Here is a 13,937-nt window from a genome sequence, read left to right on the forward strand (position 1 = left end):
ATTCGACCTAGTGTCCCTTGAATGCCGGCGGGCGCTTTTCGAGAAAGGCGCTGCGGCCTTCGCGATAGTCCGCACTGTCAAAGCAGGCCTGCACGGCATGCTCGATCGAGTGTGTGGCGGCCGCATCGATGGCATGACCCGCTGACAGCGTGCGCAGGGCCAGCTTGGCGGCTCTGATGGGCAGGGGAGCGTTGCCGGCGATGTTGGCGGCGATCCGTTCGATCGCGGCATGGAATTCGCCGTCTTCGTGGAAAGCGTGGATGAAATTCAGCCGCAATGCCTCGGAGGCGTCGAAAATGCGTGCGGTGTAGAAAATATCGGCGGTATTGGCCTGCCCGATCAACTGGACCAGCCTCTGTACGCCATGCAGGCTGTAGCCTACGCCCAGGCGGGCCGCAGGCATGCGAAAACGGGCACTGCGATTGGCATAGCGCAGGTCTGCAGCACCTGCCAGGCCGAGTCCGCCGCCCATGCAGATGCCCTCGATGGCGGCAATCACGGGCCGTTCGCAGGCGGCGATGGCGTTCAGCGCCAACTGGGCGGTGTCTTCATAGCGTTGCACCTGTTCTGCCGAATCGCGCAGGTGTTCGAATTCGGAGATATCGGCACCCGATACAAAGGCCCGGCCGCCGGCACCGCTGAGCACCACCACGCGCACCTCGGGTGCCTGGGCGATGGTCTCGAAGTGCTGTGCCAGTTGTTGCCACATTCCGAAGGTCATGGCGTTATGGCGCTCGGGATGATCGATCAGGATACGGGCGATGCCGTTTTCGATGGTCAGGGCAACCTGTGGCATGGTGTTTTCCTCAGACGATATGCTGGGCGCGCAGGGCGGCGATGCCGGCATCGTCGTAGCCCAGGCCGCGCAGGATGATCTCGGTATGTTCGCCGGGCGTGGGGGCTGTGGTGCGCAACGTGGCCGGTGTGCGGCTCAGTACCGTGGGCTGCGAGACCAATTGGCGTATCGCGCCATCAGGGGCCGTGACGTCTGCCGCAACCTGCAGGTGCCTGACCTGCTCATCTTCGAAAACCTGTGGAATCGAATAGACCGGCCCTGCAGGTACGCCCGCCTCGTTCAGCAAGCGGGTCCAGTGCGCGACCGTGCCGGTGGCGAAGACGGTGTTGAGTGCTGCATTGAGTTGCGCACGATGTGTGACGCGCAGGGGCTCGGTGGCGTAGAGAGGGTCTTCCAGCCATTGTGGCTGCTCAAGTGCGCGGCAGAGCCGCAGCCAGTTGCCATCGCCCGAGGCCCCCAGGTTCAGGTAACCGTCCGCTGCCTCGAACAGGCCCATCGGGCTGGTCAGGGGGTGATCGTTGCCGATCTGCACGGGTGTTTCACCATCGATCAGATAGCGGGCCGCCTGGAAGTCCATCATGGCGATCATGGCATGCAGCAGCGAGGCCTGTACCCATTGGCCCTGACCCGAGCGCTCGCGTTCAAGCAGTGCGGTCAGCACGCCCAGCGCCGCAAACAGGCCCGCGCTGGCGTCCGAGACAGCCAGGCCGGCACGCACGGGGCCCTGGCCGGGAAAACCGGTGACCGACATCAGTCCGCCCATGCCCTGGATGATCTGGTCAAAGCCGGGACGCGAGGCATAGGGGCCGGTCTGGCCGAAGCCCGAGATGCTGGCCAGGATGATGCGTGGATTGACGGCTTTCAGTGTGTCGTAGTCCAGCCCCAGTCGTGTCTTGACGTCGGGCCGCCAGTTCTCGATGACGACATCCGCTTCTGCCGCCAGTTTCAGGAATATGTCCCGGCCTTCCGGCTGCTTGAGATTGAGTGTCAGCGAGTGCTTGTTGCGATGCAGGTTCTGGAAGTCGCCGCTGTCCCGGTTGGCGAACATCGCCTCGTTGGGATCGATGCCTGCAGGCGCTTCGATGCGGATCACTTCCGCGCCGAAATCAGCCAGGAAGCGGGCGCAGGTGGGACCTGCGCGCACGCGCGAAAGGTCGAGGACGCGGAATGGCGCGAGGGGTGAAGCGGAGATAGACATGCTGCGGTGAATCAGAAGCTGGGGATGGCGAAGCTGGCGAATTCGGTTTCGATGAAGGTACGGACCTCGTCGGACTGGTAGGCCTTGATCAGTTGTGCGACCCAGGGCTTGTCCTGGTCTTCGGTGCGCACCACCAGCAGGTTGGTGTGCGGGCTGTCGCTGTCCTCGATGGCAATCGCATCACGCTTGGGCACCAGGCCTGCCTTGATGGCGAACGAGGTGTTGATCGAGGCGAGATCGAGGTCGTCGAGCGAGCGCGGCAACTGGCCGGCATCGACCTGATGGAATTTGAGGTTGCGTGGATTTTCGGCGATGTCACGCGGGATGGCGTCCAGGCCGGCACCTTCGCGCAGCTTGATGAGGCCGTACTTCTGCAGCAGGTGCAACGAGCGGCCTGCATTGGCCGGGTCGTTCTGGATGCCTACGCTGGCGCCGTCGGGCAGCTCGTCCAGTGACTTGTATTTCTTCGAGTAGAAACCCATCGGGAAGAGCACGGTATTGGCCACGCTGGTCAGCTTGTAGCCACGCGCCTGGATCTGTGCCTGGAGAAAGGGCTGGGTCTGGTAGTTGTTGGCGTCTAGGTCGCCGGCATCAAGTGCAGCATTGGGCTGGATATAGTCGCCGAACTCGATGATCTCGATGTTCAGGCCATCGCGGGCAGCCACTTGCTTGACCACTTCCATGATCTTGGCGTGCGGGCCGCTGGTCTGGCCGACGCGGATGGTGGTTTCGGCCTGCGACAGGGCGGGCACAGTCAGGGAAACGGCGAGCAGGGTGCCGGAGAGACGGGAGAGGAAGCGTGACAGCATGATGGCGGGATTACAGCGAAGGGAGAATCGGACCGGGCGGCAGCCTGTGCCGGTATGGCAAGACAGGAGAAAGCGTGGTGCCTGGCTGCACATGATTGTAGATGTGCATATATCCGTTCTTAATATTTTTTAGGTGTTTATATATCCATAATGATTATAAGCAGATGGAAAAGTTATTTGTTTATTCCAAGATAGAATGGTTTGTGGGCGGCCTTATGCCGTGTCGTGCTAACTTTGCCGCCTTGCCTGTTTATCTCCTTGCGCCTGCCCCGCTGGCCGCCGTTGTTTCTCGCTGCTGTTTCAATATCTCATGCATATCTCCGATGCCTCCACTGCGCCGCTCATCCGGCTCGAGGCCGTGGGCAAGCGTTTTGCCTTGCCTGATGGCCGTGTCTTCGATGCCGTCAAATCCGTGTCACTGGATATCCACGCAGGCAAGATCTATGGCCTGATTGGCAAGAGCGGAGCGGGCAAGTCGACGGTATTGCGGCTGATCAATCTGCTCGAGCGACCGGACCAGGGACGTGTGCTGTTTGGCGGACGCGACCTGACGGCACTGTCCAAGCGGGACCTGCGTGAAACGCGCCAGCAGACCGGCATGATTTTCCAGCAGTTCAACCTGCTGCAGAACGCCAGTGTGTTCGACAATGTGGCCTTCCCGCTCAAGCTCCATGGCCGGCGCAGCCGGGCCGAGATTGCTGCGCGTGTGAAGGAATGCCTGGATGTCGTCGGGCTGGCAGACAAGCTGGACAGCTTTCCCGCCCAACTCTCCGGCGGGCAGAAGCAGCGGGTCGCCATCGCGCGTGCGCTGGCACCGAATCCCAAGGTATTGCTGTGTGACGAGCCGACATCGGCGCTGGACACCGAAACCACGCGTGCCGTGTTGCAGACGCTCAGGCAGATCAACGATAGCCTGGGCGTGACGGTGGTGCTGGTCACGCATGAACTGTCGGTGGTACAGGCCCTGTGCGACCGGGTTGCCGTGCTCGAGCATGGCGAACTGGTCGAGCAATTCGATGTTGCCGACTTCCATACGCCGCGTCTGAGCGCCCTGGGCCAGGAACTGGCCCGCGAGCAGGAGGATGCCGAAATCCTGCGCCGCCATGCGGCAGGTACGCTGACCGAGGCGGCAGCCGTGCCGCGCGTGCAGGCAGCCTGACAGGCCCGGTCGTCTCCGGCCCCATTTCCATTTGCAGCGACGCTCAACATGCTGACTCAGAACATCATCAACATCCTGCCCGAACTCTGGACGGCCATCGGCCAGACCCTGCTCATGCTGGGCGTAGGCATGGCGGCCGCCATCGTCTTCGGCGGCCCGCTCGGCATCCTGCTGTTCCTGCTCGGCCCCGGGCAGTCTCTGGAGAACCGGCCGCTGCATGCCGCGCTGGGCTGGGTGGTCAATACGGTCCGGTCGTTCCCTTTCATTATCCTGCTGGTCGCGCTGGTGCCGATCACGCGGGCCATTGCCGGCACTTCGATCGGGCCGCTGGCCGCCGCCGTGCCGCTGTCGGTGGCGGCCATCCCCTACTTTGCGCGGCTGGTCGAGCAGACCGTGCGCGAAGTCTCGCGCGGCGTGATCGAGGCGGCCCATGCCATGGGTGCCTCGGATCTGCAGATCGTCTGGCGTGTGTTGCTGCTGGAAGCCCGTTCCGGACTGATCCTGGCGCTGACCGTGCAGGCGGTAAGTTTTCTGTCCTACTCGGCAGTGGCCGGCGTGGTGGGCGGTGGTGGCATCGGTGACCTGGCGATCCGCTATGGTTATTACCGGTTCGAAACCGACGTCATGATCCTGACGGTCGTGTTGCTGGTTGCGATGGTGCAGGTCATCCAGATCGTCGGCAATCGGCTGGCGCACCGGCTCGACAAGCGCTGAGGCGGGCTGTGTTTCCAGCCCCGCCGGCTAGTCCTCGCGGTTGACCAGCTCCGGCGGGATGCGGCGCAGCATTTCCGCCTGGACATGATCGATGAAGGGTTGCAGCAGCATCGAGGGTACCCGGTCGGGTGCCATCAGCAACGAAAAGTTGGTCGTGATGGAAGGTTCGAACTCGATGAACCGCAGGCCGTTTCCTTCATAGCAAGAGGCGGTCAGCGGATCGACAATCGCAACGCCGGCACCGGCCTCGACCAGTTGCAGCATGGCATACGAGGTCTGGGTCTCGATATGCAGCACCCGGCTGACCCCGTAGGCGGCAAATACCGAATCGATCTTGGTGCGGGTATCCAGCAGATAGGGATGCGAGATATAGCGCTCGCCGCGCAGGTCGGTCGGCACGATCACGGTCTTGTGGGCCAGCCGGTGGGTGGCTGGCACGACGCAGACCATCTTGGTCGACATCAGCAGGCGGCCGTAGGTCGATTGCAACTGCAGGGACAGAATCACGAAACCGATATCGCAGCGCTCCTCCTGGACCATGTCCATGACGGTGCGGGAACTGTGCATGAGCAGCAGGATTCGCGCATAGGGACGGCTTTCGATGAAGCTGGCGATGGCCTGCGGCAGGAACGTCAGGGCCAGTGCCGGTGCCGCTGCGATCTGGATGCTGCCGCGCTGCAGGCTGCGGATTTCCGCGGCGGAACTGGTGATGCGCTCGATGCCTGCCAGGGATCGCTGCACTTCCTCGTACAGCAAGGCCGCCTCAGGGGTGGGATACAAGCGGCCCTTGCGCCGGTCGAACAGCTGGATGCCGATGCGTTCTTCAAGATCCGCGATCAGCCGGGTCACGACCGGCTGCGAGACGTGCAGCATATTTGCCGCATTGGTCACGGTCTTGCAGAGCATGATGGCGCGGAAAGATTCCAGGTGCCGCAGCGTGATTCTCTTGTCCATAGCAAAAAGACATGATTGATGGAAAAAATAGCATTATGCGGAACAGCATAAATTGCCTAACCTATAAACACAAAGGTTCCTGGCCCGGGGTGATCATATTTCAATATGACATAGGGTTTTCACTAATGAGCATTGCTTTCAAGGGGATTTGCAATGAAACGTTATCTGACTGTGGCATCCATTCTCGTGACATGTGCCTGGGCACCGGCACAGGCGACCGACCTGTATCTCGGTGCATCGGGCGGCACGACCGAGAAGGTCATGAAGGAAAAAGTCATCCCGCTGTTCCAGCAGAAGCACGGTGATGTCAATGTGATCTACGTGGCGGGCAACTCGACCGATACGCTGGCCAAGATGCAGGCTCAGCGCAACCGTCCCGAGTTCGACGTGGTGGTCATCGACGATGGTCCGATGATGCAGGCCCAGCAGTTTGGCCTGTGTGCCAAGCTGGAGGATGCTCCGGTCTACCAGGATCGCTACCCGCTGGCCCAGATGGGCGACAGTGCTTCGGCGCTGGGTGTGATCGCGACCGGCCTGTTCTACAACACGGAAGCCTTTGCCAAGGCAGGCTGGCCGGCACCGGACTCCTGGGAAGACCTGACCGATCCCAAGTTCAAGCAGAAGGTCGTGGTGCCGCCGATTTCCAACGGCTACGGCCTGCACACCCTGATCAAGTTCGCCGAACTGCGCGGTGGCAATCTCGAACAGATCGAGCCGGGTTTCGATGCGATGATCAAAGAGGTCGGTCCCAACGTGCTGGCCTGGGAGCCGTCGCCCGGCAAGATGACCGAGCTGTTCCAGAACGGCGATGGCGTGCTGGGCGTGTGGGGCAGTGGCCGGGTGCAGGCGCTCAAGGATACCGGGTTCCCGGTCGAATTCGTTTATCCCAAGGAGGGTGCCATTGCCCTGTTCACGGCAGTGTGCCCGATTGCCAAGCCCAATCCCAAGCCGGAAGCCCAGGCTTTCGTCCAGCACTTGCTGAGTCCGGAAGTGCAGGCGATCCTGGCCGAAGGCGTGGCCTGGGGCCCGGTCAACAGCAAGACCGAACTGAGTCCGGAGGTGGCTGCGACGGTGCCTTACGGTCCCGAGCAGATTGCCAAGCTGCAGGCGCTGGATTACTCGGTCATCAATGCCAAGCGCGGTGAGTGGACCAACCGCTGGAACCGGACCGTCGAACGCTGAGTTCCGCTTTGCCTGGCGGGCGTCATGCAGCAGCGGGACGCCCGCACCTATTGGGGTTGCATCATGAGCTTTCTTGATATTCGGGGCCTTGGCAAAAGGTTCGGAGATTTTGTTGCCGTTGAAAATCTCGACCTGCAGGTCGAGCGCGGCGAATTCGTATCGCTGCTGGGGCCTTCCGGCTGTGGCAAGACCACGACGCTGCAGATGATTGCCGGCTTTATCGATCCAACGCGCGGCGAGGTCAGCGTCAATGGCCGCAGCCTGCTGGGCCTGCGGCCGGAAAAGCGCGGCATGGGCATCGTGTTCCAGAGCTATGCGCTGTTCCCGCACATGACCGTGGCAGAGAACATCAGCTTCGGCCTGGAAATGCGCGGCATGGGCAAGACCGAGCGCATCAAGCGCGTGGCCGAGACACTGGACATGGTCCGGCTGCAGGGACGCGATGCCCGTTATCCTCGCGAGCTGTCGGGTGGCCAGCGCCAGCGTGTGGCAATTGCCCGGGCATTGGCGATCCGGCCCGAGGTGCTGCTGCTCGATGAGCCGATGTCCAACCTCGATGCCAAGCTGCGTGAGGAAATGCATATCGAACTGCGTGCCATCCAGCATCAGCTCGGTATTACCACGATCCTGGTCACGCATGATCAGATCGAGGCCATGACCATGAGCGACCGCATCGCGGTCATGCACGGCGGCAGGATTGTGCAACTCGATGCACCCTATGCCGCCTATGAGCGCCCAGTGTCGACGTTCGCCTCCAACTTCCTGGGCAAGACCAATGCGTTCAGCGGTCGGACCCTGTCCCAGGACGAGTCGGGCTGTACGGTGCAACTGGGTGGCCTGACGGTGCGCGTCGGGCACGGTGGCCGTCGCGTGGCGCAGGAAGTACAGGTCTATATCCGCCCCGAGAAGCTGCGGCTGGCTCCAGTGGACCAGGGGCGGCTCGATGGCGAAATCCGTACGCGCCTGTTCTTGGGCAGCTACTGGATGCTCGAGATCGAGACCCCGCTGGGCACGCTGCGCGTGAGTGTGCCCAACGTGGGGCTGGTGACGGTGGGCGAAGGCGACCGGATCGGCCTGATCTGGGACGACGCCGACCTGCGGGTACTGGATACGGAGTCACATCATGAGTAGCGCCGCCGCCGACCGCTCGCGCCGCATGGCCCCCTGGCTGCTGTCAGGCCCGGCGCTGGTGCTGTTCCTGGCGATGCTGCTGGCACCGCTGCTGCTGACCGGCATCCTGTCGTTTCATGTGTTCGATGGCATCGGTACGATCGACGAGTCGTATTCGCTCAAGAACTACCTGGAAATCCTGTCCGACGACTATTACCACGAGATCTTCCTGCGCACGGCGGGCATGGCGGGTGCGGTAACGCTGCTGTGCGTGCTGCTGGGCGTGCCCGAAACCATCATCCTGTCACGCATGCGCAGTCCCTGGCGTGGCCTGTTCCTGGTAGTGATCCTGGCTCCGTTGCTGATCTCGGTGGTGGTGCGCACACTGGGCTGGGCCATCCTGATGGGCAATAACGGCCTGCTCAACGAAGCCATGCTGTGGCTGGGGATTGTTGATGAGCCAGTCCGGCTGGTCTTTACCCTGACTGGCGTCATCATCGCCATGACGCATGTGATGGTGCCGTTCATGGTGATCTCGGTCTGGGCCTCGTTGCAGAAGCTGGATCCGCAGGTCGAGCAGGCCGGCCTGTCGCTGGGGGCGTCGAATTTCACGGTGATGCGCCGCGTGGTGTTGCCGCAGGTTCTGCCGGGCATTCTCTCGGGCAGCATCATCGTGTTCGCGCTGTCGGCCTCGGCTTTTGCCACGCCCGCACTGCTGGGCGGACGTCGCCTGAAAGTGGTGGCGACGGCAGCCTACGACGAGTTCCTGAGCACGCTTAACTGGCCGCTGGGTGCCGCCATCGCGCTGATCCTGCTGGTGGCCAACATCATCATCATCCTGGGCTGCAATCGCCTGGTCGAACGTCGTTTCCGCCAGGTCTTCGAGTCCTAGGATCTGTTCACTCGCATAAGGATATAAGGAGCGCATCATGCGAAAAAACGGCTGGCTGTCGATAGCCTACCATGCGCTGTTCATTCTTTTCATCGTGGCACCGCTGTTGGTGGTGATCGCTGTGTCGTTCACCGACAAGGGGTATATTTCGATGCCTTCGGACGGGCTGTCGCTGCGCTGGTTCAGGGCTATTCTGGATGCCAATGAGCTGATCCAGGCTTTCTGGTTCTCGTTCTGGCTTGGCCTGGTCTCGGCCAGCGTGGCGATCGTGCTGGCGGTGCCGGCGGCACTGGCGATGGAGCGCTACCGCTTTCCGGGGCGGGGCACGTTGATGGGATTCTTCCTGTCGCCATTGATGATTCCGCAGGTTGTACTGGGTGTAGCATTCCTGCGGTTTTTCAATCTGGCCGGCATGAGCGGCTCGTTCTTCTGGCTGGCGATGACACACGTGATCGTGGTGATGCCCTATGCGCTGCGGCTGGTGCTTTCCGCCGCCACCGGGATGGACCGCGATGCCGAGCGGGCTGCGCTGTCGCTGGGCGCTTCGCGCTGGACAGCGGCGCGTCGCATTGTCCTGCCGATGATTCTGCCGGGCATTGTCGGGGGCTGGCTGCTGTCGTTCATCCAGAGTTTCGACGAGCTGACGATGACGATTTTCGTGGCCACGCCGGGCACGATGACGCTGCCGGTGGCCATGTACAACCATATTGCCAACACCATCGATCCGCTGGTGGCTTCGGTGTCCACGGTGCTGATTGTCGGCACGCTGATACTGATGGTGCTGCTGGACCGCGTGGTCGGGCTGGATCGCGTGCTGATCGGGAACAAATAGGTGCAGGAAAAGGAGTAATACGATGGAAACGAGAGACGTCGTGGTCGTGGGAGGCGGGCTGGTCGGCAGCGCGGTGGCCTACGGACTGGCCCGACAGGGGTTGAAGGTGGCGTTGCTGGATGAGGGGGACCAGGTGTTTCGCGCATCGCGCGGCAACTTCGGCCTGGTCTGGGTGCAGAGCAAGGGCGAAGGCAAGCATGACTATGCCCGCTGGAGCCTGCAATCAGCACATTTGTGGCCGAGTCTGGCAGAGATGCTCATGCAGGATGCGGGCGTCGATGTCCAGTTGCAGCAGCGCGGCGGCCTGCATATCTGCCTGTCGGAAAAGGAGCTGGTGGACCGGCAGGCCCGGCTGGCGACCATCCAGCAGGGCGTGGGCGACGACTACACCTTCCAGGTGCTGGATTTGCCGCAGGCCCGCGAGTTCATCCCCGGCCTGGGGCCGGACGTGGCGGGCGCAACCTATACGCCGATGGATGGCCATGCCAATCCACTCAAGCTGCTGCGTGCATTGAATGCCTCCTGTCAGGTGCGTGGTGTCAGCATCGTGCGTGGCGCGGCAGTGACCGATATCCGGCGTGAAGGGGGCGGCTTCAGGATCAGGACGGCGGCCGGCGACTGGCAGTCCGATCGCGTGGTGCTGGCAGCGGGGCTGGCCAACCGCAAGCTGGGGGCGATGGTCGGCATGGATGTACAAGTGGGACCCAATCGCGGGCAAGTGCTGATCACGGAGCGTACCCGGCCGGTGCTGGACTACCCGACCAACTATATCCGGCAGACCGACGAGGGCACGATCCAGATTGGCGATTCGCAGGAAGACGTTGGCTATGACGACAATGTGACGGTGCCGGTATTGGCCGCCGTGGCGGCGCGTGCCGTACGCTGCATCCCCGCGCTGGGGCAGTTGCGGCTGGTGCGCACCTGGGCCGCACTGCGTGTGCTCAGCCCCGACAAATTCCCGATCTATCAGGAGTCCGAGGCCATGCCGGGTGCCTATGTCGTGACCGGCCACAGCGGCGTGACCCTGGCCGCGCAACATGCGATCACGCTGTCGCCCTGGCTGGCGGGTGGCGAGCGTCCGGCCGCGATTGACGGCTTTCGCGCAGATCGTTTTCCACCTTCTTCAGAAATCAAGACCATGGGAGCCGATGATGCTCACTGAAAATCTGTTTCGTACCTTGCCGGCGCGTCCCGATACTGCCCCGCCGGCCCTCGTGGCCATCGAGTTCGATGGACAGAACCTGCAGGTGCCGGCTGGCGTGACGCTGGCGGCGGCACTGCTGGCTGCGGGCGTGGATCGCTTTCGCACGTCGGTGGTCAGCCAGGCACCGCGTGCACCCTATTGCATGATGGGCGTCTGTTTCGAGTGCCTGGTCGAGATCGATGGCAAACCGAGCCAGCAGAGCTGTCTGACGACGGTCCGGGCTGGCATGAAAGTACGTTCCATGGAGGGCGCACGTGCGCTGGAACTGGCCTTGACGGGAGAGGATGATGGCCGATAGTCATGCAGGCATGTCTGTGCAGGCACAGCATGTGGAAGGGGAGTACGACCTGATTGTCATCGGTGCCGGGCCGGCCGGTATGGCAGCGGCCACTGAAGCCCGCCGCCATGGATTGTCGGTGGTATTGCTGGACGAGCAGGAAACGGTCGGGGGGCAGATCTATCGCAGCATTACGCGTACCGATACCCAGCGCCGGGAGATACTGGGGCCGGACTATGAGCATGGTGCCTCGCTGGCCGAGGCCTTTGCGGCGTCCGGGGCCGAGCATCGCCCTGGCAGCTCGGTCTGGCAGGTGACGCGCGAGCGCATGGTGCATGTCCTGCGCGGCGGACGTACCGAGGCATTGCAGGGACGCCGTATCGTACTGGCGACCGGTGCCATGGAGCGGCCTTTCCCGATCCCGGGCTGGACCTTGCCGGGCGTGATGACGGCCGGGGCTGCCCAGATCCTGCTCAAGGGGGCCGGCGTGGCACCGGCCCAGCCGGTCGTGCTGGCGGGTTGCGGGCCTTTGCTGTACCTGCTGGCCTGGCAATATCTGCGTGCCGGCGTGCCGATCAAGGCCATTCTGGATACGACCACACCGGCTGACCAGCGTCGTGCCCTGCGCCATGTGGCCAGCGCCTTGGCCGGCTGGCGCGATGTGCGCAAGGGGCTGGGCCTGTTGCGCACGCTTCGGGCACATCAGGTGCCGCACTACAAGGGGGTGACGAAACTGGCGGTGCATGGTGAGGGGCAGGCCGAACGCGTGACGTTCGAGGCCGATGGCCAGGCGCAATCGCTGGCGACCGGGCTGGTGCTGCTGCACCAGGGGGTCGTGCCGAATACACAGATCACCTGGTCGCTGCGGGCCGGTCATGAATGGGACGAGGCCCAATTGTGCTGGCGGCCTCTGCGCGATGGCTGGGGTGAACTGGATGTGGCGGATATCTATATCGCTGGCGACGGCGCAGCCATTGGGGGCGCACGGGCTGCTGCCCTGCAGGGACGACTGGCCGGGCTGGGCGCTGCCTGTGCGGCCGGTCGCCTCGATGCGGCGGCGCGCGATGCCCTGGCCGTACCGCTGCGGCGTGAGTTGCAGGGTTTCCTGCATATCCGTCCCTTCCTCGACAGCCTGTACCGGCCCAAGGACGAGAACCGCATTCCGGCTGACGACGTGATCGTCTGCCGTTGCGAGGAAGTCACGGCCGGCACGCTGCGCGAGCATGTGGCGCTGGGCTGCACGGGGCCCAATCAGGCCAAGTCTTTCAATCGTTGTGGCATGGGGCCATGCCAGGGCCGGCAGTGCGGCCTGACGGTAACCGAGGTCATTGCCGAGGCGCGGGGCGTGTCGCCGGCCGAGGTGGGCTACTACCGCATTCGGGCACCGATCAAGCCGCTGACGCTGGCCGAACTGGCGCAGGGTGGCTGAGGTGACGGCTGCGGCAGGCAGTGCACATCCGGCCGTCGCGATGCGGGCCGGTGCACCAGCGGTGCTGACCTCGGAACGTACATGTGACGCCGATGTACTGATTGTCGGCGGCGGGCTGCAGGGCATGTCCAGTGCCTTGCATCTGGCACGCAGGGGCGTGCGTACGCTGTTGCTGGAGGCCGATTACTGCGGTCGTCATGCCTCCGGCGTCAACGCCGGAGGCGTGCGCACACTGGGACGCCATCTGGCCGAGATCCCGCTGGCACTGGCCGCGCGCGATGAAATCTGGTATCACATCCAGGAGTACGTGGAGGATCGCTGCGGTTTCGTGGCGAGCGGACAGTTGCAGGTCATCGAGTCGGATGCCGACCAGGTCAAGGCGGCCGAGCGGGTGCAGATGCTCAATGCCGCCGGTTTCTGGCATGAACGCCTGATTGGTCGCGAGGAGGTCCGAGAGTTGGTACCCGCCATATCACCGCATGTGCAGGGTGGTATCTGGGTCGAGCGTGATGGCTATGCGCTGCCGTTTCGTACGGTCACGGCTTTCCGGCTGGCGGCGCAGCGAGCCGGCGCGGATATCCGCGAGGGCATGCCGGTCCAGCGGGTCTACCGGCGTGATGGCCTGTGGCATGCCGAGGTGCGGGGCGAAGTGTTCCGGGCGCGTACGCTGGTCAATACCGCAGGTGCCTGGGCCGGCGAGATTGCCGCCCAGGTCGGCGATCCGGTGCCGGTGCAGGCCGGCGGCCTGATGCTGATGGTGACGCGGCGTGTGGCACCCTTCGTCAATCCTGTATTGGGGGCGGTGGGTCGACCGCTGTCGTTCAAGCAGTTCGACAACGGCACGGTGGTGATCGGCGGCGGCTTGCGTTGCGCAGCCGATCCGCAGGCTCGCGTGGCTGATGTGGATGTCTCGACCATGGGGTCGAGCGCCCGCACGGTGACGGATCTGTTCCCGCACCTGGCCGATATCGCGATTGCGCGCGCCTGGGGGGGCGTAGAGGCCTTCATGCCGGATCTGATCCCGGTCATCGGCTTCAGCCGCCAGGGCCACGATGTCGTGCATGCCTTCGGGTTTTCGGCACACGGTTTCGAAATGGGGCCGGTGGTCGGACGGATCGTGTCGGAGTTGGTCTGCGACGACGAAAGTCGTCTGCCGATTGCGCCGTTTTCGGTGGAGCGATTCTTTTAGTTTCTTGATGGCCAAGTCGCTGCAAGCCAGACAGTATGCAGTGAAAGAGCAGTAGGGCATGCAAGGGGCAAGGGGCATGCAGCAACATTTTCATCACCCGTGCCGGACGATCCTGTGCCGGCACGGCATTCTCAAGGGGAGTACTACAACATGACACAACAAGCCATCCAGCGCATCGACAGCAACGAGCGC

Annotated in this window: 14 protein-coding genes; 10 read left to right on the top strand and 4 right to left on the bottom strand. The window is 63.2% G+C overall.

Features of this window, described 5'->3' with window-relative positions; all coding sequences use genetic code 11:
• Window positions 1–7: 7 nt before the first annotated feature.
• The 3 genes from ABN482_RS12940 to ABN482_RS12950 are packed head-to-tail and all read right to left on the bottom strand — an operon-like array spanning window position 8 to window position 2,803.
• Complete coding sequence (locus ABN482_RS12940; RefSeq protein ID WP_349504389.1) at window positions 8–796, bottom strand: enoyl-CoA hydratase; 789 nt, start codon at window positions 794–796, stop codon at window positions 8–10.
• A gap of 10 nt (window positions 797–806) precedes the next feature.
• Window positions 807–1,994: a CaiB/BaiF CoA transferase family protein gene (locus tag ABN482_RS12945; protein ID WP_349504390.1), complete on the bottom strand. Its 1,188-nt coding sequence runs from the start codon at window positions 1,992–1,994 to the stop codon at window positions 807–809.
• Between the two features lie 11 nt (window positions 1,995–2,005).
• A complete protein-coding gene (locus ABN482_RS12950; protein WP_349504391.1) occupies window positions 2,006–2,803 on the bottom strand; it encodes a MetQ/NlpA family ABC transporter substrate-binding protein in 798 nt (265 codons plus the stop codon).
• 310 nt (window positions 2,804–3,113) lie between these two features.
• Here ABN482_RS12950 and ABN482_RS12955 point away from each other — a divergent pair, with 310 nt between their 5' ends.
• Both ABN482_RS12955 and ABN482_RS12960 read left to right on the top strand, forming a co-directional pair.
• On the top strand, window positions 3,114–3,962 hold the full coding sequence (locus ABN482_RS12955) for a methionine ABC transporter ATP-binding protein (RefSeq protein WP_349504392.1): 849 nt from the start codon (window positions 3,114–3,116) through the stop codon (window positions 3,960–3,962).
• A gap of 48 nt (window positions 3,963–4,010) precedes the next feature.
• Window positions 4,011–4,676 carry a methionine ABC transporter permease gene (locus ABN482_RS12960; protein WP_502877293.1) on the top strand — a complete coding sequence of 222 codons (666 nt, stop codon included), beginning with the start codon at window positions 4,011–4,013 and terminating at the stop codon, window positions 4,674–4,676.
• A gap of 27 nt (window positions 4,677–4,703) precedes the next feature.
• On the opposite strand, the gene ABN482_RS12965 is transcribed toward ABN482_RS12960, so the two are convergent.
• Window positions 4,704–5,630 (bottom strand): LysR substrate-binding domain-containing protein, encoded by a 927-nt coding sequence (locus ABN482_RS12965; protein WP_109062883.1) that lies wholly within the window; start codon window positions 5,628–5,630, stop codon window positions 4,704–4,706.
• Window positions 5,631–5,783: 153 nt separating this feature from the next.
• On the opposite strand from ABN482_RS12965, the gene ABN482_RS12970 reads away from it, so the two are divergent.
• From ABN482_RS12970 to ABN482_RS13005, 8 genes are all read left to right on the top strand, one after another.
• Window positions 5,784–6,812, top strand: coding sequence for an ABC transporter substrate-binding protein (locus ABN482_RS12970; protein WP_349504393.1), 1,029 nt, complete (start codon window positions 5,784–5,786; stop codon window positions 6,810–6,812).
• 63 nt (window positions 6,813–6,875) lie between these two features.
• The gene (locus tag ABN482_RS12975; protein ID WP_349504394.1) at window positions 6,876–7,943 is read left to right on the top strand and encodes an ABC transporter ATP-binding protein; all 1,068 of its coding nucleotides are present in this window, start codon (window positions 6,876–6,878) and stop codon (window positions 7,941–7,943) included.
• Window positions 7,936–8,814 (top strand): ABC transporter permease, encoded by an 879-nt coding sequence (locus ABN482_RS12980; RefSeq protein ID WP_349504395.1) that lies wholly within the window; start codon window positions 7,936–7,938, stop codon window positions 8,812–8,814. Before ABN482_RS12975 ends, ABN482_RS12980 begins: the two co-directional genes overlap by 8 nt.
• Window positions 8,815–8,851: 37 nt before the next feature.
• Window positions 8,852–9,646 carry an ABC transporter permease gene (locus ABN482_RS12985; RefSeq protein WP_109062879.1) on the top strand — a complete coding sequence of 265 codons (795 nt, stop codon included), beginning with the start codon at window positions 8,852–8,854 and terminating at the stop codon, window positions 9,644–9,646.
• Window positions 9,647–9,668: 22 nt separating this feature from the next.
• Entirely contained in the window at window positions 9,669–10,808 is a 1,140-nt protein-coding gene (locus ABN482_RS12990) for an NAD(P)/FAD-dependent oxidoreductase (RefSeq protein WP_349504396.1), read from the top strand.
• Window positions 10,798–11,148 (top strand): (2Fe-2S)-binding protein, encoded by a 351-nt coding sequence (locus tag ABN482_RS12995; RefSeq protein ID WP_109062963.1) that lies wholly within the window; start codon window positions 10,798–10,800, stop codon window positions 11,146–11,148. Before ABN482_RS12990 ends, ABN482_RS12995 begins: the two co-directional genes overlap by 11 nt.
• A gap of 10 nt (window positions 11,149–11,158) precedes the next feature.
• On the top strand, window positions 11,159–12,556 hold the full coding sequence (locus ABN482_RS13000) for an FAD/NAD(P)-dependent oxidoreductase (protein ID WP_349504397.1): 1,398 nt from the start codon (window positions 11,159–11,161) through the stop codon (window positions 12,554–12,556).
• Window positions 12,557–12,596: 40 nt separating this feature from the next.
• Window positions 12,597–13,745 (top strand): NAD(P)/FAD-dependent oxidoreductase, encoded by a 1,149-nt coding sequence (locus ABN482_RS13005; protein ID WP_349504399.1) that lies wholly within the window; start codon window positions 12,597–12,599, stop codon window positions 13,743–13,745.
• The last annotated feature ends 192 nt before the right edge of the window (window positions 13,746–13,937 follow it).

This window comes from Corticimicrobacter sp., from assembly GCF_040137905.1.
Lineage (GTDB): Bacteria > Pseudomonadota > Gammaproteobacteria > Burkholderiales > Burkholderiaceae_B > Corticimicrobacter.